The following is a 20252-nucleotide window of genomic DNA, read 5'->3' on the forward strand; positions in this document are numbered from 1 at the left end:
GCCTGTATGGGGCTCTGCTCCATACCACCCAAAGGGATTCGGTCCCTTTGATCCCGATTCCAGTAAAGCGGTTTCCAAAGGCCCTCGGCCTTTGGCGGGTTTCAGGGCAGAGCCCTGCACACTCTCACCAAGGCAGCAGAGACTTCCCGAGCACCTTCTGGGCTGCCGGCGTCATGCCCATGTCATTGCGGTTCCACCAGCCACCGCCGAGAGACTGGAACAGACCCACGCTGTCTGAGAAACGCGCGCCTTCAGCCTGAACATAGGCCAGACGCGCCTGAGCATCGGTCTGCTGGGCCTGAAGCAGCACGAGTTCGCTGACATCTCCCAGACGCAGCTGCCCGCGGGCAATTGTCATGCTCTGCGTCGTTGCCTTCAGAAGATCCTCGTCGGCCTTCAGGGCATCGGCGTCGAACGTGACGGCATGCAGACTGTCCGCCACGTCCTGAATGGCGGACAGGACGGTGGCTTTGTAGGTCTCGTTGGCCTGAAGCAGGTTGTCGCGCGCCTGACGCTCGGCATGCAGGAGCGAACCGCCCTGGAAGATCGGCTGCATGACGGTCGCGGCGATCGTCCAGTTTCCATAGCCGGGCTTGAAGAAATCACTCATCACGCCCACGGCCTGCGCCGGTGTGGCGCTGAGCTGCACGTTCGGCAGACGGTTGGCGATGGCCACACCGATCTGCGCGCTGGCAGACTGGATCTGGGCCTGAGCCGCGCGGATATCGGGGCGCTGGTTCAGCAGGTCCGCCGGCAGCGAGACCGGGAGCGTCTTTGGCAGGGTAAACTGTTCCAGACGAAACTCGGGCAGCGGTGTGTTGGGCGTCACACCCACCAGAACCGCCATCTGGTCCCGCGTCTGCGCCAGCTGGAGGCTCAGACCGGGCAATGTCGCCTCAAGCTGGGCCACGGAGGCCAGCTGCTGCGCCATGTCCTGCCGGGATGCATTGCCGATCCCCTGCTCGGCCGTCACCGTCTTCAGAACGGCGCGCTGGCTACGGATCAGTTCGTTGGTGGCGTCGATCTCGGCGCGGATCGTGGCTTCCTCGATCGTCGCATTCACCAGATCGGAAATCATGGTGAGGGCGGTGGCTTCGAGCTGGAATTTCTGGAGGTCCGCCTGCGCTCCGGCCGCTTCGATCGCCCGGCGCGTTCCGCCCCACAGATCCGGCACATAGCCGATATTCAGCTGCGCGGTGTGGACATTATAGAGCCACACATTCGAGTTCGGAACAGGGGAATAGACCTTGGACGTCTTGTTCCGCGTCGGATTGAACGAAGCGGAGAGCGTCGGATACAGGCCCGCACCCTCGATCCGTCGCTGTTCCCACGCGGATTTCAAGCCCTGCTGCATGGCGCGCAGCGACTGGTTGTTGGCCAGCGCCTGATCGACGAGCGCATTCAGGGACGGATTGCCGAACACCGTCCACCACTGGCCCGGAATATCCACGCCCGGCTGGAACTGCTGGGGCACGGTCGCGCCCGCAACACCATGCCCGGCGGTCGCGGTCAGGGGCTGGCCCTCATAGGCCGCGTTTTTCGGCAGATCCGGGCGATGGAAATCCGGACCGACCGCACAGGCGGAAAGCGCCGTCAGACACAGCAGGAACGACGCGTGGCGGGACACCAGAGAGCGCATCTTCATGATCCGGCTCCCTCTGTGGCAGATTGCGGACGCTTCTTCGCATCCCGGCGTTCAACCCACATTTCAAGCTCGCTGAAATAGACCGGCAGGGCAAACAGCGTCAGCAGCGTGGCGATCCCCAGACCGCCTACCACGACCGTCGCCAGTCCGCGCTGCACGTCCGTGCCCACACCCGTGGCAAGAGCTGCCGGGAGCATACCAGCCGTGGCCACTGTCGCGGTCATGAGAACCGGACGGAAACGCTCGGCGGCCCCGGCGATGGTGGCATCCCGAACCCCCAGACCTTCCACGCGATGACGGTTGATACTGGCAATCATAATGATGCCGTTCTGCACGGCCACACCGAACAGCGCGATGAAGCCCACGGCGGTCGCGATATTGAGTGTCTCGCCGCGGACATGTAGCGCGATCAGGCCGCCCAGCGTCGCCAGCGGCACCACGCTGAGGATCAGGAGCGCCTGACGGATCTTGCGGAATTCGGCAAACAGCAGAACCAGCATCACCGCGAACATCACGCCTAGCGCGATCATCAGACGCTTCTGGGCGCGTTCTTCCTGCTGGAAGGAGCCAGCCCATTCGAGCGTATATTTTTCCTTGTCGAAATGCAGCTGCTGGTCGATCCGGCCCTGCGCATCAGCCAGATACTGCGACAGCGGACGCTTGCCGTTGTCCACGCGAATGGTGACCTGACGATGGCTCATTTCGTGGGCAATGTTGCTCTCGCCCATATGCAGCCCGACATGCGCGACCTGAGACAGCGGAATATAGGCGCCTTCCGCATCCAGAAGCGGGATCTGCGACAGGGACTGCATGTCCTGCAGGTCCTTGCGGCGGATATGGAGCGTCGCGTTATAGAAGCGGTCCCCCACATAAACGGTCGTGATGGGCGCATCGCCAATGGCGTTCGACACGACATCGGAAATATCCGAAATGCTGATGCCATAGCGCGCGGCAGCCAGACGGTCGGCCTCGACTTCGATCTGCGGGATGCGCGGTTCCTGGAAGATCGACGCTTCCGCCGTCCCCGGAACCTGATGGAGAATATCCACGATCTGCTGACCGATACGGCGCAGTTCCTGAAAATCATTACCATAGACGCGCAGGACGAGCGGACTGTGCGCTCCGCCGACCAGATCGCTCATATTGTCCTGGATCGGCTGGCTGATGCCAAAGTTGATTCCCGGAATCTGCGACAGACGCCGGCGCAGACGCTCGACGAACTGCGCCTTGGTTTCGCCGGACGGCCACTGGTCATAAGGCTTGAGGCCAACCGGCATTTCAATATGTGACGGCGTCCAGGGGTCGGTTCCGTCATCCGAGCGCCCGAGCTGCGTGATGGCATAAGACGTTTCGGGGAACTCGCGGACCGCATGGCGCAGTTCATTGGCGATGGACTCGCCTTTCTCCAGAGAGATGCCGGTCGGCATCTGCACCTGAAGCCAGAGCGAGCCTTCATCCAGATCCGGGAGGAACTCGCGCCCGATGGACGCCCCAAGAATCACGACTGCGACCATCGCCGCAACACCGGCGCCATAGGCGATCAGCGGACGGTCGATGAAATGGCCGAGCCAGTAGGTATAGCGGGCATGCAGCCATTCCAGCGGGCGGTTGTGCCAGATGTGCTTGGGCTTGCGCAGCGCCAGATAGGTCAGGGCCGGAATGAGCGTCAGGGCGCAGAGCAGCGCGCCCAGCAGCGCGAAGCTGACGGTATAGGCCATCGGGCGGAAGAGCTTGCCCTCGCTCCCCTCGAACGCAAACAGCGGGCTGTAGGCCACGATGATGACGAGCGTGGATGAGAAGATCGCCCGCCCCGCACGCTGCGCAACCGGCAGGACCTCGACGGGATCGAGCGCCTCGGTCGGGCGTTCCTCGCGGATGCGGAGGATCGTCTCGGTAATGACGATGGCGCCATCCACGATCACGCCGAAATCAATGGCGCCGAGCGAGAACAGGTTCGCCGACATGCCGAAGCTGTGCATCAGCACGAATACCACCGACAGTGCGAGCGGAATCGTCACCGCCGTGACAATGGCGCTGCGCGGACTGCCAAGGAACAGCGTCAGGATGACACCCACGAGGACGATGCCCTCGATCATGGTTTCCGTGACCTTGTGTGTCGTGGAAAGCACGAGATGGTCACGGTCCATGTACGGCACGATGCGGACATGACTGGGCGCAAGCTGCTGCTGGAGCTTCGCGATCGTAGTATGAAGGCCGTCGAGCACGAGTGAGGGGTTTTCCCCGCTCAGCATCGTCACCACGCCTTCAATCGTATCGGGATTGCGGTCCTTGCCCAGAATACCCTGTCGGACCTGATGCCCGAACTGGACACGCCCCAGATCCTTGACGAAGACCGGCACACCGCCATGACTGGCAACGACGATGTTCCCCATGTCATCCAGATTATGGATCATGCCGATCCCGCGGATGATGTAGGACTGCTCACCACGGCTCACGCGGCCACCACCGGCATTGGCGTTGCTGTTGCGGATGGCGGTAAGTACGTCTTCGAGGCCAACATGGTAGCGCTGCAGGGAATCAGGATCGAGAACGAGCTGATACTCACGTGTCAGGCCACCGAAATTGTCCACATTGACGACGCCTGGCACACGCTGGATCGCCGGAATGATCGTCCAGCGCTGGAGATCGGACAGCTCCAGCAGGTTCTTGTCGTCGGATTCCAGCGTATAACGATAGATCTCGCCGCTCGGCCCTGAAATCGGACCCAGCGAGGGTATGGCGCCATTATTCAGCGGATTGTTGGCGAGCTGCGTCTCGACGAGCTGACGCGCCGCATAGACATTCGTACCCTCACGGAAAATCAGCGTAATCAGCGAGAGGCCGAACGTGCTGGTGGAGCGGCTGTCCGTCACGCCGGGAACGCTGGCCAGCGTCCGCTCGAGCGGGATCGTGACCTGCTGCTCCATTTCCTCGGCGGCCAGACCTTCCTGCTGGGTCGTGATCGACACGCTGACCGAGCCCAGATCCGGATAGGCCTCGACCGGCAGGATCTTCCACGAAAGACCACCGAGAAGCGCCAGGATCAGGGCGGAAAAGAAAACGATATTCCGGTGATTGAAGCACCAGGAGATGAAACGCTCGATCATCAGCTCAGGGCCACCGGATCAGTCATCATTCAGGAGAATGGCACCGCTCGTCACGATGCGCTCCCCTGCGGAAATGCCCTTGAGCACACGGACGTTTTCACCTTCATCGTAGCTGATGGCGATATCGCGCCGCTGGAACGTATGCGGCGCGGTCTCGATGAAAACGGATACCTGATCGTTGTTCATCAGAAGGGCGGCCTTGGGAATGATGATCTCGCTGGGCTGCGGGATGTTGAGCGTCGCATTCACATACATGCCCGGACGCAGGGCACCATCGGTATTGGGGCAGGCGACGTAGGCGTTCACCCGACGCGTATCAATATGAAGCGCGGGATCGAAACTGATGACCCGTCCGGAACAGGTCCGTCCCGGGAATTCGTCGAAAGTAACCGACAGCACGTTGCCATCCCCGATCTGCGCCAGATTTTCCTGCGGAATGGCGGCAGCAATCCAGACCTGCGACAGGTCCAGAACCGTCATCTGGATGGCGGTCGGATCGGTAATGTTTTCCCCCGGTGCCATGATTGTCGTGGAGACGACACCATCCACGGGGGACACAAGCGGGGCCTGACCCTTTGCGGAATAGCCGGGTCGCGCGCCCAGAACCTGAAGCCTGCGCTGCGTGCGCTCGGCTTCCGCCTGCGCCTGCGCCAGATCATTGCGAGCGGCTTCGATGTCCTTGACGGCATTCCCGCCGATCGCCTGAACCCCCTGCGCGCGGGCATAGGCACGACGCGCGAAATCGAGGGCGGCACGGGCACGGGTATCGTCGGCCCATGCCTGATCCAGATCTCCGGCGGCAATCGTAGCCAGCACCTGTCCGCGCTGGACCCGCTGACCCAGATGGACCAGAACATCCGTGATCCGGCCCGCTACGGGCGCATAGACATTCACCTGCCGGTCCGGTTCCGTCATGACCTGTGCCGGAAGCAGAATGCCGTGATCACGGGACACGCTTGCAACGGTCTGCATCGTCAGGCGTTTTTCGAGCGGACTGCCTTCCTGGACGACCAGACCATCCTTCGACTGCGTCACCATAGGAGGTTCGGCCGCTGCAACGGGCGAATGCGGGGATCGAAATCGCAGGACGGCGACGAGAAGGATGGCCAGGCAGAGCAGGCCAATGGCCAACGCGCCGACGCGGGTAACGCGCATGCTGATAGAAAACCCCGTAACTCTGTCAGGACAGACGTCCCGTTTTGACTGAAACGTCTGGACAATGACCTGTCGGCCAGCGTTCGGACGTTTTCATATCCCATGGAAGGACGCCAGACGTCACATACGGAAACGAAAAGATTTTTGCACTGATCGAATGACCGGATTGCAAAAGTTTTATGTGATTGCCACAAAAATGCAAAAAAGCAGCCCTTCGGAGAAAGGCCGCTTTCCTGATACGCCGGTTTCTGATCTGAAAATCAGAAGCGGTATTCGATACCTGCGCCAACAACGGTCGGATCGAGGGAATCATGCGCCGTGATCTTCGTGGTCTCGGCATTGTTCTGCGCCCAGGCATGGACCCGCATGAACATCTGCTTGACGTCGAAGTTGAAGAACCAGTTGCCGACGACCTGATAGTCGAAACCGACATTGACGGACGGGCCGCCCGTCACGCCGACATTGAGCTTCTGGGTGAGCGGACCGCCAGCGGGGGACACGTTGTGGAACCAGGCCAGCGTTGCACCGACACCCGCATACGGGTTGAAGCGCTTGTGCGGGCGGAAGTGCCAGGCGAACGTGACGGTCGGCGGCAGAACCCAGGCGCTGCCCACATCAACCTTGCCCAGACCCGGAACGCCTTCAGCAGCGATTTCATGACGCGTGCTGGCTGCGATCAGATCAACCGACACGTTGTCCGTGAAGAAGTATTCGAACGTCAGCTCCGGCATGACCTGACGCGTCGTCTTGACGCGGCCGCCGAGATGCGCGCCGTTCAGCCGCAGGCTGCTGTCACGGTCTTCCGGCATGACGCCGAGGGCGGACAGACGAACGATGAAGTCGCCCTTGCCCAGTCCGATGCGCGTGTTGGCGCAGGTCTGGAACAGGCCGCAATGACCGGAAGCAGGCGCATGGATGTTTACGGAAGGCACGGGAGCCGCCGTCATGGGCGCACTGACCATAACCTGGGGTGCAGCAGCCGGAGCAGTGACCTGTGCAAACGCGGGAGTTGCAACGGCGCCGACTGCGGCGGCCAGCGCGAAAGCGTTAAATTTCATCTGGAATTTCCATCACCATTCGTTGAGCCTCACAAAGCACTCCTCCCCGCCCATCACCTTGACCTGAATCAAGTCTGGTAAATTATGTGGTAGTGTGGCTGAAAGTCTTCAGGCTGCGGTCAGCACAACGGGAACAGGATTCATCATGTCTGCGTCACATATTCCAGAGGATGTTCATGATCGTTGCGCCCATTGCGTAGGGCGACGTCTGAGTGTGTGCAGCAGCATTGACGACTGTGATCTTGCCATTCTTGCCAACGAGTCTTCACGAATGACCGTGGCCGACGGTCGATCCTTTATAGAAGAGGGCGCACCGGCCAACGATTTCTTTGTCGTGACCGGCGGCAGGGTCAAGCTTTTCACCCTTCTTCCGGATGGGCGGCGCCAGATCACCGGCTTTGCGGAAGGCGGGGACTTTCTCGGCCTCGCCGCCTCCACGAGTTACGCCTTCGGCGCTGAAGCGCTCGGCGGGGCCACGCTGTGCCGCTTTCCCCATGCCGGCATGCAGCGCCTGACCGAACGCTTTCCCAGCCTTGAACACCGCCTGCGCGAAGAAGCCTCCCGCGAGCTGGCCCTGATGCAGGCCCGCATGACCCTTCTGGGGCGCAAGACGGCCCGCGAACGCGTGGCCACATTTCTGATCGAACGCTGCCAGCATCTGGAAAAGCCCGACCTCTCCCATCCCGTCGAACTCGACCTGCCGATGCCCCGGACTGATATCGCGGATTATCTCGGACTCACTATTGAAACGGTCAGCCGGATCCTCAGCGCCTTCAAAAAAGAAAAGCTCATCAGTATCCGAAGCATTACCCACATCACTTTACTGATGCCGGAACGGATATCGACGATCGCCGAAGGCATGGAATAGGACCCTTTTCAAAAAGCCACATTCCCGCCATCAGGACGCTCTATGTTTTACTGACGCGTTTACAGGAGATGTCATGATTTTCATCCGCTTCCCCCGCACAATGTTTGCTGTCGGACTGATTGCCGGGGCTGCGTCCCTTGCTCCGCAGGCTTATGCGGCGGACACAACCTCCTCCAGCGCCTGCCAGCAGACTGGCCAGAATGATGTCGTCGGACGTCTGGCGCAGCGGGAAAACTGCCTGAACAGCAAGGTCCAGAACTATCAGAAGCAGTCCCAGGATGCGCAGGCTGCGCGCGAAAAGCGCATTCAGGACCTGAAGGACAAATACACCAACGCTCCGGCCAGCGAAAAAGCACGCCTTCAGAAGCAGATCACTGGCGAACAGTCCAAACTGACTAGCCTGCGCGATCAGGAAAACCAGCACCTGCAACAGCTCAAGAATGCTCCGCAGGAACAGCGCAACCGCCTCAATGCCCTGGGCAGCAAGACCCGCGGCGATGTCAGCAACTTCCTGAACGGCGGCCTCTGATCCGGCCGCTCCGGCCCCCCTCGCGGGGCCGGAATTTCAGTGCCTCAAAGCGCCCTGAAGGCCTGAAGGGCGCGATCCCGCCCGTCTTTTAGATCAACGATCGGGCGCGGGTACGTTCTGCCCAGCACAACACCTGCCTGCCGCAGATCCGCTTCTTTCGCGGCCCAGGGTTCAAACAGCGCCTTTCCTGACAGACGACGCAGCTCAGGCACCCACTGGCGGATATAATCGCCATCCGGGTCGAACTTTTCGGCCTGTCGCGTGGGGTTGAAAATTCTGAAAAACGGCGTGGCTTCGATGCCCGTCCCCGCGACCCACTGCCAGTTCATGGCATTATTGGCAAAGTCCGCATCCACCAGCGTCTCGCGGAACCAGGCCTCCCCTTCCTTCCAGTCGATCAGCAGATGTTTCGTCAAGAAAGACCCCACGATCATGCGGGCCCTGTTGTGCATCCAGCCGGTCTGCCAGAGCTGGCGCATCCCTGCATCCACGATTGGCACCCCCGTCTGCCCGCGCTGCCACGCTTTCAGATCTGCGGCATTCTTTCGCCAGTGCATCCCGGAAAATTTCGGACTGAGGTTTTCGAACGGCAGTTGCGGCAGGTGATACAGCGTGTAGCGGGCAAACTCCCGCCATCCGAGTTCTGACAGAAAAATCCGCGGGCCATCCGTATGCGCGCCATGCTTCTGCAGCGCTGCCCAGACCTGCCGGGGGGAGACCGCACCGGAAGCAAGATAGGGCGACAGACGCGATGTTCCCTCCTCCGCCACCCTGTCCCGCCCCCTCGGATATTCCGCAACGGCGTCTTTCAGAAAATCCTCAAGATGCTCCTGCCCTTCCGCCTCTCCGGGCTCCCATGTCGTGCGGAACCCTGACGCCCAGTCCGGCGCCTGGGGACAGAGCTCCGCTTCGTTCAGCCGCACATCCTGCAGGACGGACTCCGGAACATCCTGAAACGACGACATGTCGGGAATGCCCAACGGCTCCGGTACGGCGTGGGTCTGAAGCGCCTTCCAGAACGAACCGCAGACCTTGTAAAATCCGCCCTGCTTCGTGCTCACCAGGTCCGGATCGAGCAGGACCGTGCCCCAGTGCGTCCGAACCTCACAGCCCTGCTGTTCCAGAGCCTGCCGGATCCGGTCGTCCTGTGCCCGTTCGCGCTCATGCAGACGATGATGCCAGTACACTGACGCAGCATCCATGTTCCGCGCGAACTTCGGAATCAGGTCCTCGGCAGAGCCCGCGAGCGTCAGCAGCGTTCCGCCCCGGCTTTGCAGTTGTGCCCGCAGATCGGCCAGTGCTCCATGAAGCCACCATCGCAATGCCGCTCCAGCCGGGTGCAGGGCCGGGGTTTTGTCGTCGAGAACATAAAGACAGATCAGCGGCCGGCCAGATGCCACCGCCTCATGCAGCGCAGGATGGTCGGCCAGACGCAGATCGTCCCGAAACCACACGATGGCTGGTTGGGTTGAGGCCTGGCGGGCTGGGGTACGTGCAGTCCGGGAACTGGGCATGGATCCTCACAAAAAGGGGAGATTCCTCATAAAGCGTCCGACACTGCCGATCGTTCAGAAGGGATGAAACGCCTTTCAATCCTGACCGAAGGCAGGCTGAAAAAATTTCACCCGCAGTCATGAACCATTGTCATCAAATGTCGTTTAATGGCCGAAACGCTCTTTAAGAGGATTTTTTCTATGTCCACCAAGTCCATCGCACGCATTGCCCTGTCCCTGGCTCTTCTTTCGGGCTCGGCCGTCACGCTGTCCGCCTGCAACACCGTGCGCGGCGCTGGTCAGGACGTGAGCTCTGTTGGACACAATGTCTCCCGCGGCGCCAATGCAACGCAGGGCGCAATCGAGCGCCACACGAACGCTTCTCCGAACTGAGTTTCCCGAAAACCCGTTCCGGGCTTTTCAGAACCGCCGGTCCTCGACCGGCGGTTTTTTTGTATCGGCACATATCGGACTCCAGCTTCAGAAACGGGTCCCTGTAGATTTTTGCTTGTCATTCCGGTCCGGACGGTTCCATAGTTTGATCTGAACAAAGACGTTCTCAGGGCGGGGTGAAATTCCCCACCGGCGGTATTGGCGGATTTCTCCGCCTCAGCCCGCGAGCGCCTTCCGGATTTCGGTCAGGAAGGGACAAGCAGATCCGGTGAGACTCCGGAGCCGACGGTTAGAGTCCGGATGGAAGAGAACGCAGCACTTGTCCGGTCACGGGCAGGTCAGGGTGCATGGCATCCTGCCTGTTTTCCGTTCCGGCTGAGGGCGGCGTGCGCCTTGCGAGCGTCCCGACTGTAACGGGACCAGAAGACGCATCTTGGCTGAGCAGACCATCTTTTCCGACACAGTTTCGTTGACCGCGATCCGCGATGGCTTTCGTTCGGCCATCGCGCAGGCTGTCGAGACATTCGGCGCTACCGCTCCCAACCCGTCTGTGGGCTGTACGCTGCTGGATGCGGATGGCCGTATTCTGACGGTTGGCGTTCACCCCCGCGTTGGCCAGCCCCATGCCGAAGCCATGGCTCTGGCGCAGGCCCGGGCAGCGGGCGTGCTGGATCAGGCGCGCGTGGCGCTGGTGACGCTGGAGCCCTGCAACCACACCGGACGTACCCCGCCCTGCAGCGAAGCCCTGCGCAACAGCCCGATCCGCGAAGTCTGGATCGGTGCGGCCGACCCGAACCCGCAGGCCGCTGGTGGTGCGTCACGGCTTCGCGAAATGCCGGGGGCAAAGCGCGTGGTCATGCTGGCGGATCGGCCGGAGATGGCCGATCTGGCACGGGACTGTCGTGCCCTTCTGGCGCCTTTCGCAAGCCGCGTTGTCCGGCACCGCCCGTGGATCAGCGTCAAGCAGGCGCTGGACGAACACGGCTCCATGGTGCCGCCGCCGGGGCAGAAAACCTTCACATCTCCGGACTCGCTCGTCCTCGCGCATCGCCTGCGCCGGGCAACGGATGCGATCATCACCGGCGTCGGTACCGTTCTGACGGACCGACCACGCTTCACGGTCCGCCATGTTCCAGACCATGAGGACCGAAAACCCCGCCTGCTCGTCGTCTGCGACCGCCACGGCCGCCTTCCGGCAGACTGGATCGCCGAGATGACGGAGGCCGGGTTCGACGTCATTTCCAGCCCCGATCTGCTCTCGGTTCCCGCCATGCTGGCGGAGCGGGGTGTGAACTGGGCGATGGTCGAAGCGGGACCTGCCCTGCTGGCCTCAGTGTCCGAAGCCGAGCTGTGGGATGACTGGCTCACCATTCATAAAACTGCGGACGCTGACCGCATCGACCTGAAATCGCGGGACGAGAGCCCGCTGCGACTGCTGAGGGAAAACGCATGTTCTCTGGAATCATAGAGCGTCTGGGCACAGTCCGCTCAGCATCCGTCCGCGACAAGGCCATGGACCTGACCGTGGAGACCGGTTTCCCCGATCTGGAACTCGGCGAAAGCGTGGCTGTGAACGGCGTGTGCCTGACGGTCGAAACTTTCGATTCAGCGGGCGTGGCAACGTTCCATCTCAGCGGCGAGACGCTCTCCCGCACACCACTGGATCAGCTCAAAGCCGGATCGCGCGTCAATCTGGAACGCGCCGTTGCTGCCAGCACGCGTCTTTCAGGCCATATCGTGCAGGGTCATGTGGATGGCGTGGCGACCCTCGCCAGTGTTGAAAAAGCGGGCGATTCCTATGCCCTCCGCGTGTTCGTCCCGCAGGCACTGCGCCAGTATGTCGTGGAAAAGGGCTCCATCACCTTCGACGGCATCAGCCTGACGGTGAACGATCTGCATGATGACATCACGCGCGGCAATCAGGCCGGTTTCGAAGTCGGCCTGACGATCATCCCGCACACCTGGGAACACACCAACCTCTCCACACTGTCGGTCGGGGACCGGATGGATGTGGAGGTCGATGTGCTGTCCAAATATGTCGAGAACCTGCTGCGGTTCTCCCCCAGCCTTGGAAAGGTGGCCTCATGAAGCCGTCCCTGAAAGCAGCCATCGAGGCCATCCGCGCGGGCGGCATGGTCGTCATGGTCGATGACGAAAACCGGGAGAACGAGGGCGATCTGGTCATGGCGGCACAGTTCGCCACGCCGGAAGCCATCAACTTCATGGTCCGCGAGGCGCGCGGGCTGATCTGCCTGCCGCTGGAAGCGGAACAGGCAGACCGTCTCGCCCTGCCACCCATGGTGGCGCGCAACCGCGACCCGCGCGGCACGGCCTTCACGGTTTCGATCGAAGCGGCAACAGGTGTGACGACCGGCATTTCCGCCGCCGACCGCGCCCGCACGATTGTCATTGCTGCCAATCCTGCGGCCAAGGCGGACGATCTCGTTTCGCCCGGACATATCTTCCCCCTCCGCGCCCATCCCGAAGGCGTGCTGGGCCGAAACGGTCATACGGAAGGCTCGATCGACATCGCGCGTCTGGCCGGGCTGGAGCCCGCTGGCGTGATCTGCGAAATCATGGCCGATGACGGCAGCATGATGCGCCTGCCGGAACTGCGGAAATATGCCGCCCGCCACAACATGCCCATCGTCAGTATCGCGGACCTTCAGGACTGGTGCCGCGAGCATGGACGTGGCGCCATCGCGGGCCACGATCTGATCTGCACGCCCGTTCCGGCTGCGGGCGAAATGGTGGCCGAATCTGCCCTCCCCAGCATTTTCGGCGGTCACGATCTGCGCATTCATGCCTTCCGCGCCGTCGATGGCGTGGAGCATGTCGCGCTGGTGAAGGGCGATCCGTCCAAGGGCGTGCCACTGGTACGCCTGCATTCGGAATGTGTGACGGGCGATGCGCTCGGCTCCATGCGCTGCGACTGCGGCGCGCAGCTCCGCGAGGCTCTTGAGCGGATTTCGGCCTCGGAATCCGGCGTGCTGGTCTATCTGCGTGGCCATGAAGGTCGCGGGATCGGGCTGGCCAACAAGATCCGCGCCTATGAGCTTCAGGATCATGGGATGGACACTGTGGAGGCCAACGAGGCCCTCGGCCTGCCCGCTGATGCCCGCGAATGGGATGCGGCGGCCGACCTGCTGCGGCATCTGGGCGTAAGTTCGCTCCGCCTTCTGACGAACAATCCGGACAAGGAATCCAACCTCGTCCGCTTCGGCTTTGACGTAAAATCCAGCGAGCGGCTGGAAATCGAAGCCAACCCTTTCAACCGCGCCTATCTTGCGACCAAACGCACGCGGATGGGCCATTTCCTTCAGGAACAGCCGGCATGAGCACACATATTCCCGTAGCCCCCGACCTGCAGCTTTCTCCGGCTCCGAAAGTGGCGATCGTTTCCAGCCGCTTCAACACGAGCATCACCGGCGGCCTGAAGAATGGCGCGCTCGAATGGCTCCAAGAGCGCGGCATCACGGACGTGGACGTCTATGATGCCCCGGGCGCTTTTGAACTGCCCCTTCTCGCACAGCGTCTGGCGAAATCCGGCCAATACGAGGGCGTGATCTGCCTCGGCTGCGTCATCAAGGGCGACACCGCGCATTTCGAGTTCATCTCGCTGGGCGCCACCATCGGCATCATGCAGGCCCAGCTTGCCACCGAAGTGCCGATCGCGTTTGGCATCCTCACGACCTACACCGAACAGCAGGCTGTGGACCGCTCCCGCGAAGACGCCGAGAACAAGGGCCGCGAAGCCGCCGCAGCCTGCGTCGAAAGCCTCGCATTCCTGCGAAACGTCCCTGCCCGCTCCTGATCCTGGCGGAAAAGAGCCATATGTCAGAAACGCCGGTATACAAGCTCCGGCTTTTCTGACGCTTCCGCCACGGCTTTTTCCACACGGTCGTGAAAAGGCGAGAGACTGCAGACGGGGTCGGTGTTGGCGGCATTACCCGTCAGCGCCAGAGCCTGACAGCGGCAGCCGCCCCAGTCCTGTTCCTTGCGCGCGCAGGACCGGCAGGGTTCCGGCATCCAGTCCGTCCCACGGAACATGTTGAACAGGGGCGAACAGTTCCAGATATCCGACAGGGTCCTGTCCTGAACATTCGGGAAAGCGACATCTGGAATGATTTCCGCCGCATGGCACGGCAGCACACGCCCTGAAGGCGTGACATTCACGAAACGCTGCCCCCAGCCTCCCATACAGGGTTTTGGCCGGTCCGCGTGATAATCCGGCGTGACATAGTCAATGGAGAGGCCTCCCTTCGCGCGTTCTGTCTCAACGGCGCGCGTCGCGTCCTGGAGTTGTTCGCGACTGGGCAAAAGCGCGTCGCGGTTCTTCAGTCCCCAGCCATAATACTGGGTATGCGCGATCTCCACCCGTCCGGCCCCGAGTTCCCGTGCCAACGCAAACATCTCGGGAATGCGGGCGACATTTTCCCTGTGCACCACAAAGTTGAGCGTCATCGGAATGCCGGACGCCCGGATGAGCCGGGCCGCCGCGATCTTGCGGGCCTGCGCCCCCTTGAGGCCGCCAATCCGCTCGGCGCCCGCTTCCGTCACGTCCTGAAAGGATAGCTGGATATGATCCAGCCCGGCCTTGTCCAGCGCTTCCAGCTTCGCTTCATCCAGCAGAACCCCGGAGGTGATCAGGTTGGAATACAGGTTGAGTTTGCGTGCAAGGGCTACCAGCTCGACGAGATCGGGTCGGGCCATCGGCTCGCCGCCGGAAAAATGAACCTGCAACACACCAAGTTCGGCAGCCTGCTCCAGCACGGAGCGCCAGCCGGCGGTATCGAGTTCTGCGGCTTTTCGTTCAAGTTCAAGCGGATTGGAGCAATAGGGGCAGGAAAGCGGGCAACGATGCGTCAGTTCAGCCAGAAGGCTCATCGGCGGCGAAGGCAATGTCATGTGTGCAGGACGTTCTTTTCTGTCAGTTCAGAAAGAAGCGCGAGGACATCCTTCGCAATGACCTCACGCGGGGCGGAAAACTCGTTTGCAAGCTTCTGGATGATGTCGCCGACGCTGCGCTCCCCATCCAGAAGCCGCAGAATATGCGGCGCGGAGCCCTCAATCACAAACGCTTTCTCAGGCGCCTGCACGATCCACAGGTCTCTCACGCGATCGTGCTGGAGCCGATGGCCGCGCGCGAAGGAGAGGACCGTCTCCTCCGCGACACAGGACTGGTCCCTCATGGAACGAAAGCGCCCGGCGGAATGTGGCCATCCACATAGGCATAATCGAGCGCATCCAGCATGGTCCACAGCACGGAGCATTTGAACTCCAGAGCTTCCAGAACCTCTTTCTGCTGCTCGGGCGTGCGGGCATTTTCGCGGACATAGGCCAACGCGAAATCGGAATCCCGGGGAGCCTGCGTCAAACGGGGCGTGAAATAGGCCAGCGTCTTTTCCGACACGAAATCATAATGCCGCAGCATCCCCGAGACGCGCTCGCTGATGATCGTGGGCGAAAACAGCTCCGTCAGTGACGACGCGATGGCGGCCAGAATGGAGCGGTCCCGCACAAAATTCACATAGGCATCAACCGAAAAGCGCGTCGCCGGAAGCAGACCGTCGAGGCTTTCCACATAGTCGCGATCCAGCCCAAGACCATCCGTCAGCATCAGCCAGCGCGCGACACCACCCGTTCCAGGCTCCGTGCCGTCATGATCCTCGATCCGGCGGCGCCATTCCCGGCGCAGCTCGGCCGTGGGCAGACGTGCGAGAAGGGTCGCGTCCTTGGCCGGGATGCGGGCCTGATAATAGTAGCGGTTCAGCGCCCAGGCCTGAACCTGCGCGCGGTCGAGCTTGCCGTCATGCAGTTTGCGATGGAACGGATGCCGGTTGTGATACCGCTCGGCACCGATCTGGCGAAGCCTCTCTTCAAGCTGGTCAGGGGTGAGGAGCGTCATGGTGTGTCCAGTCTGAAAGTCATGCCGTCTTCCGCAACCGTCCAGCCGGCGCGTTCGACGCTTTTGCGTTCGGGGCTGTCTTCGAACAGAATCGGGTTGGAGTTGTTGATATGAATCAAGACCTTGCGAGGTTTTTCGCACATCGTGAAACATTCAACGGGGCCACCGGCATCATTCACCGAAACATGCCCCATCCGCTGGCCGCTCTTGGGACTCAGCCCGGCGCGGATCATTTCGTCGTCCCGCCACAGCGTCCCGTCGAAGAAAACGAGATCGGCCGCAGCCACCCGCTCCACGATCTCCGGCGTGATATGCGCGCATCCGGGAATGAAGAGCAGCGTTTTCAGACCGTCCGTGATGGACAGACCCAGCGTTTCGTCGGGTTTTGAGCCCGCGGCCTCTGCGTAAAGCGGAGCCTTGCCCGGAACAGCAAAGGCCGTGAGCAGCAGACCCGAGGGAATCCCGTCCTTGTTCATCAGGGACATGGGTTCGTTGAGAAGCAGCGGGATTCGCGGCACGATCTCAGGGTCGAGCGCGCCGAACATCGGATTGTCCGCCAGTTGCCGAAGGGTCGATTCGCTCCCCATCAACCTGAAGGGTTCGCGTTCGCGCAGCGTCAGAAGCCCCGTGATGGCGTCGATTTCGCCGCAGGTCAGGACGACGCCCTGAATGGGCGTTCCGCGCAGGCTGCCCTGATGATGCAGGGCCGGGGTCTCGATGATCTGCTGGCGCAGATCGGGCGCGGCGTTGAGAATGAACCAGCGTTTTCCGTCGGCGCTGACGGCGATGGAGGCCTGGGTCCGGGCTTTCGCGCCCTGTCGCGTGCGGGCGGCCACACAGCCGGGTGCGGCGGAATTCCACTGCGGAAAACCGCCCCCTGCCGCCGCGCCAAGCACGATGACATCAATCATTTTTTCACAAACCGTCTGAATCGGGTGCCCTGCGGCACCCATGAATGAAAACGGCCGCTCCGAAGGGGAGCGGCCGTGCCATATTCCTCAAGGACGGGGCCTCGGGGAAGAGGCTTATTTCTTCTCGCCGCAGACATACGAGTTGATTTCTGCGCCCAGCGGGATTTCGGTAACTTTCGGTGTGTTCCAGGCCATGATTGGTCTCCTTGAGTCTGCGATAAACCGGTGAATGCGGCTGACGACACATTCACGGGCGCTCCTCATGATTTAGTGACCTGATGCCACTGGAGTTCAAGGGTTTTTTTGGGCAGAACACGCAACTGTGTCCTTTCGCGGATCGTCAGGGTCAACTGGTGGTCCGTGTGCCCCGTCTTTCGCTTCAGGCAGAAATCATGTCCGGCCGTCCCATCGCGTCCTCCGCCGACCCTGCCTGTAGCGACACTGCGTCTACGTCAGGAAAACCCCCTGAAAAACCTGGGAAAAAATCCGGCGAGAAACTGCTGCCGGACGGTGATTTTCCGGACCCCACGCTCGACCGCAACCTGCTGCGCGAACATCTGAACATCCGGGACATGTGCGTCCTGATCCTGACGATTCTTGCCGTGTTCTATTCGCTGTATTTCACGGCGCCCATCCTGCTTCCCTTCGTCTTCGCGCTCGTGCTGAACCTGCTCATGATCGCGCCCATGCGATTCCTGACCCAGCGTCTGCGCCTGCCCCGGCATCTGGCGGGGCTGCTGCTGATTGTCATGATGTTCGGAATCGTGGGCGGAATCGCCACGACGATTTCCGTTCCGGCCGCCGGCTGGATCACCCGTGCCCCACAGACGCTCCCCGCGTTGCAGAGCAAGCTGGCCGTTCTCAGCGGGCCGATCGACATGATCCAGCACGATTACATGCGCCTGTCGGCCATGTTCAGCGGCCATTCGGGCAACACGCATACAGCGCATGGCGTCACCGAACCGATCAGCGGTGAGACGGCGCTCTCCCGGCTCGGCTCTTCCGTTCTCGCCGGGACGCGCGAGCTTGCAGGCGGCTTCTTCTCGATGCTGCTGATGCTGTTCTTCCTCATGACGGAAGGCGACACGCTCCTGCGCCGCTGCGTCGAGATCATGCCGACCTACGCCAAGAAGCGCCGTCTCGTGGAAATGGCGACCCAGATCGAGCAGAATGTCTCGCTCTATCTCGTCACGATCACGATGATGAATCTGGGTGTGGGGCTGGTGAACATGATCCAGTGCTGGGCGACCGGCATGCCCAACCCGCTCCTGTGGGGCGTGCTGGCCTTCCTACTGAACTACATCCCCATCATCGGGCCGCTCACGGGTGTGGTCGTCTATTTCGTGGTCGGGCTGTTCAGTTTCCCCTCCCTGCTGTACGCGCTCCTGCCGCCGTCGATCTATCTGCTGATCCATGTGCTGGAAGGCGAGACCATCACGCCCATGCTGCTGGCCCGACGCTTCACACTCAATCCCGTTTTCGTCATGGGATCACTGTTGTTCTGGGACTGGATGTGGGGCATCTCCGGTGCGTTCCTGTCCGTGCCGATGCTCGCGGTTTTCAAGATCGTCTGTGACCATATCGAAGTGCTGGCGCCGCTCGGCCATGTGCTGGGCGGCCCGACGAGGCGGACGATCAGTAGTGCCATCGTTGCGCAGCTTCAGTCCGAGCCGTGAGGATCGGGGCGTTGCCCCGCGCCCCACAAAGGGGCTCGCCCCCTTTGATCCCGTTTGTAAATTCATAGGTTCAGAGGGACTGCGTCCCTTTGCGGGTTTCAGGGCAGCGCCCTGAACAGGCTCCGAATATCTGGCCACCCCCACCCCTTTCACGCTAGACGCTTCGGCAGAACATTCCTGTCCGGCCCATTATTCCTAAGGAGACCCCATGACCCAACTGCCCCGCCGTGGCGTCTGTCTGGTGATCTCGGCCCCGTCTGGTGCGGGCAAGTCCACCATTGCCAACGCCCTGCGCGCTTCGGAGCCGACCCTGCGCCATTCCGTCTCGGTCACGACGCGCGGACCGCGTCCGGGGGAAGTCGAGGGGGTGCATTACCATTTCCGGGATATCGCGGAATTCCGCCGCATGGCTGCGGATGGCGAGCTTCTGGAATGGGCGGAAGTGTTCGGCCGGGGCTATGGCACGCCGCGCGCCCCGGTTGAGGAAGCCCTGGATGCCGGGCATGACATGGTGTTCGATATCGACTGGCAGGGGCACCGCCTTTTACGCGCGGCCCTGCCGGACGATGTGGTGAGCCTGTTCGTTCTGCCGCCGTCTCTGGAAGAACTGGAACGCCGCCTGAACAAGCGCGCTTCGGACCATCCGGAAGAAATCGCCAAGCGCATGCAGGCGGCGCTGAACGAAATTTCCCACTGGTCCGAATTCGATCACACGATCATCAATTCGGAGCTCGACACGGCGATTTCGCAGGCCCGCTCAGTCCTGACGGCCGCCCGGCTCGCAACACGGCGTCAGCGTAACCTGCCGGGCATGGTCGCCAGCTTCAGCCGCTGACCTCACCGGTCGCAGCCGGGGCACCCGCCTCCGGCTGGACGATCTGCATCGCGGCGGCGAAGGCCGTTGCGGATGTCATGACATCCGCCATGGTCGTCGGCATCAGGATGGTGGTGCCGCGGTTCTTGTTCATTTCAAAAATTCGGTTGATCTGAAGGATCTGGAGCGCGATCGGCGAGGCCTCGTACGTCTTGGCTGCCTGCGCCAGTTCGTGCGCCACTTCCCGCTCCGCCGAAGCCAGCGTGACGCGGGCCGCACGCTCGCGCTCGGCCTGCGCCTGACGGCTCATGGCGTCCTGAAGACTGTCGGGCAGTTGTACGTCACGAATCTCGACAGCCTGAACCGTAACGCCCCATTCGCGCGTCTTGCTTTCGATGAGGTCACGTAGTTCCCCGTCGATGCGGCGGCGGTCTTCCAGCAGCGTCGCCAGATCCGAACTGCCGACAACCTCGCGCAGCGTCGTGAGCGCAACCATCGAGACCGAACCCTCGTAGTTGTCCAGCTCCGTGATGGCCCGCAGCGGATCATGCACCATCCAGAACACGACCGCGTCCACATCCACCGGCGTCGTATCGCGCGTCAGGGTCTGACGCGTATGCACGGGCACCGTGCGGATGCGCTGGTCCACAACGGCGTCAATCTGATCGAGAAAAGGCACGATCAGGAACAGGCCC

At 61.8% G+C, this 20252-nt stretch carries 20 protein-coding genes and 1 riboswitch; of the genes, 9 read left to right on the top strand and 11 right to left on the bottom strand.

Annotation, left to right across the window (positions count from 1 at the left end):
- Positions 1-124: 124 nt before the first annotated feature.
- From GAL01_RS14100 to GAL01_RS14115, 4 genes are all read right to left on the bottom strand, one after another.
- A complete protein-coding gene (locus GAL01_RS14100; protein ID WP_231865235.1) occupies positions 125-1645 on the bottom strand; it encodes an efflux transporter outer membrane subunit in 1521 nt (506 codons plus the stop codon).
- Entirely contained in the window at positions 1642-4752 is a 3111-nt protein-coding gene (locus tag GAL01_RS14105) for an efflux RND transporter permease subunit (RefSeq protein ID WP_062027875.1), read from the bottom strand. Before GAL01_RS14105 ends, GAL01_RS14100 begins: the two co-directional genes overlap by 4 nt.
- Before the next feature lie 18 nt (positions 4753-4770).
- Positions 4771-5907, bottom strand: a complete 1137-nt coding sequence (locus tag GAL01_RS14110; RefSeq protein ID WP_062027877.1) for an efflux RND transporter periplasmic adaptor subunit — start codon at positions 5905-5907, stop codon at positions 4771-4773.
- Positions 5908-6167: 260 nt separating this feature from the next.
- Positions 6168-6965, bottom strand: coding sequence for an OmpW/AlkL family protein (locus tag GAL01_RS14115; RefSeq protein ID WP_062106522.1), 798 nt, complete (start codon positions 6963-6965; stop codon positions 6168-6170).
- Between the two features lie 271 nt (positions 6966-7236).
- On the opposite strand from GAL01_RS14115, the gene GAL01_RS14120 reads away from it, so the two are divergent.
- Together GAL01_RS14120 and GAL01_RS14125 are read left to right on the top strand one after the other, a co-directional pair.
- Positions 7237-7833 (top strand): Crp/Fnr family transcriptional regulator, encoded by a 597-nt coding sequence (locus GAL01_RS14120; protein WP_062026948.1) that lies wholly within the window; start codon positions 7237-7239, stop codon positions 7831-7833.
- A gap of 73 nt (positions 7834-7906) precedes the next feature.
- Positions 7907-8362: a hypothetical protein gene (locus GAL01_RS14125; RefSeq protein WP_062026946.1), complete on the top strand. Its 456-nt coding sequence runs from the start codon at positions 7907-7909 to the stop codon at positions 8360-8362.
- Between the two features lie 44 nt (positions 8363-8406).
- On the opposite strand, the gene GAL01_RS14130 is transcribed toward GAL01_RS14125, so the two are convergent.
- Entirely contained in the window at positions 8407-9876 is a 1470-nt protein-coding gene (locus GAL01_RS14130; RefSeq protein WP_099253345.1) for a cryptochrome/photolyase family protein, read from the bottom strand.
- 180 nt (positions 9877-10056) lie between these two features.
- Here GAL01_RS14130 and GAL01_RS14135 point away from each other — a divergent pair, with 180 nt between their 5' ends.
- The 5 genes from GAL01_RS14135 (at position 10057) to ribH (ending at position 14062) form a co-directional block, all read left to right on the top strand.
- Entirely contained in the window at positions 10057-10248 is a 192-nt protein-coding gene (locus GAL01_RS14135) for an entericidin A/B family lipoprotein (protein WP_062027319.1), read from the top strand.
- A gap of 158 nt (positions 10249-10406) precedes the next feature.
- Positions 10407-10564: riboswitch (FMN riboswitch) on the top strand.
- A 117-nt stretch (positions 10565-10681) separates the two neighbouring features.
- Complete coding sequence (gene ribD, locus GAL01_RS14140; protein WP_062027321.1) at positions 10682-11716, top strand: bifunctional diaminohydroxyphosphoribosylaminopyrimidine deaminase/5-amino-6-(5-phosphoribosylamino)uracil reductase RibD; 1035 nt, start codon at positions 10682-10684, stop codon at positions 11714-11716.
- Complete coding sequence (locus GAL01_RS14145) at positions 11698-12336, top strand: riboflavin synthase (protein ID WP_062027322.1); 639 nt, start codon at positions 11698-11700, stop codon at positions 12334-12336. The genes ribD and GAL01_RS14145 overlap by 19 nt, the downstream gene beginning before the upstream one ends.
- Positions 12333-13586, top strand: a complete 1254-nt coding sequence (locus GAL01_RS14150) for a bifunctional 3,4-dihydroxy-2-butanone-4-phosphate synthase/GTP cyclohydrolase II (protein ID WP_062027324.1) — start codon at positions 12333-12335, stop codon at positions 13584-13586. The genes GAL01_RS14145 and GAL01_RS14150 overlap by 4 nt, the downstream gene beginning before the upstream one ends.
- Positions 13583-14062: a 6,7-dimethyl-8-ribityllumazine synthase gene (gene ribH, locus GAL01_RS14155; protein WP_062027326.1), complete on the top strand. Its 480-nt coding sequence runs from the start codon at positions 13583-13585 to the stop codon at positions 14060-14062. Before GAL01_RS14150 ends, ribH begins: the two co-directional genes overlap by 4 nt.
- Before the next feature lie 23 nt (positions 14063-14085).
- On the opposite strand, the gene pqqE is transcribed toward ribH, so the two are convergent.
- From pqqE to pqqA, 5 genes are all read right to left on the bottom strand, one after another.
- Positions 14086-15156, bottom strand: a complete 1071-nt coding sequence (gene pqqE / locus GAL01_RS14160; RefSeq protein ID WP_062027328.1) for a pyrroloquinoline quinone biosynthesis protein PqqE — start codon at positions 15154-15156, stop codon at positions 14086-14088.
- Positions 15153-15440 carry a pyrroloquinoline quinone biosynthesis peptide chaperone PqqD gene (pqqD, locus tag GAL01_RS14165; protein WP_062027330.1) on the bottom strand — a complete coding sequence of 96 codons (288 nt, stop codon included), beginning with the start codon at positions 15438-15440 and terminating at the stop codon, positions 15153-15155. Before pqqD ends, pqqE begins: the two co-directional genes overlap by 4 nt.
- Positions 15437-16156 (bottom strand): pyrroloquinoline-quinone synthase PqqC, encoded by a 720-nt coding sequence (pqqC, locus tag GAL01_RS14170; RefSeq protein ID WP_062027332.1) that lies wholly within the window; start codon positions 16154-16156, stop codon positions 15437-15439. Before pqqC ends, pqqD begins: the two co-directional genes overlap by 4 nt.
- A complete protein-coding gene (pqqB, locus tag GAL01_RS14175) occupies positions 16153-17067 on the bottom strand; it encodes a pyrroloquinoline quinone biosynthesis protein PqqB (protein WP_062027338.1) in 915 nt (304 codons plus the stop codon). The genes pqqC and pqqB overlap by 4 nt, the downstream gene beginning before the upstream one ends.
- Before the next feature lie 114 nt (positions 17068-17181).
- Positions 17182-17262 (bottom strand): pyrroloquinoline quinone precursor peptide PqqA, encoded by an 81-nt coding sequence (gene pqqA / locus GAL01_RS14180; protein WP_010502998.1) that lies wholly within the window; start codon positions 17260-17262, stop codon positions 17182-17184.
- Positions 17263-17639: 377 nt separating this feature from the next.
- Between pqqA and GAL01_RS14185 the strand changes: the two genes are divergently transcribed.
- Both GAL01_RS14185 and gmk read left to right on the top strand, forming a co-directional pair.
- Positions 17640-18743: an AI-2E family transporter gene (locus GAL01_RS14185; protein WP_231865207.1), complete on the top strand. Its 1104-nt coding sequence runs from the start codon at positions 17640-17642 to the stop codon at positions 18741-18743.
- 208 nt (positions 18744-18951) lie between these two features.
- Complete coding sequence (gmk, locus tag GAL01_RS14190; protein ID WP_062027334.1) at positions 18952-19578, top strand: guanylate kinase; 627 nt, start codon at positions 18952-18954, stop codon at positions 19576-19578.
- Here gmk and GAL01_RS14195 read toward each other — a convergent pair.
- Positions 19568-20252: slipin family protein (locus tag GAL01_RS14195; RefSeq protein WP_099253347.1), on the bottom strand; the 685-nt coding region annotated here is incomplete at its 5' end. The two genes, gmk and GAL01_RS14195, sit on opposite strands and share 11 nt — an antisense overlap.

It is taken from the genome of Gluconobacter albidus (genome assembly GCF_002723915.1).
GTDB classification, from domain to species: Bacteria; Pseudomonadota; Alphaproteobacteria; order Acetobacterales; family Acetobacteraceae; genus Gluconobacter; species Gluconobacter albidus.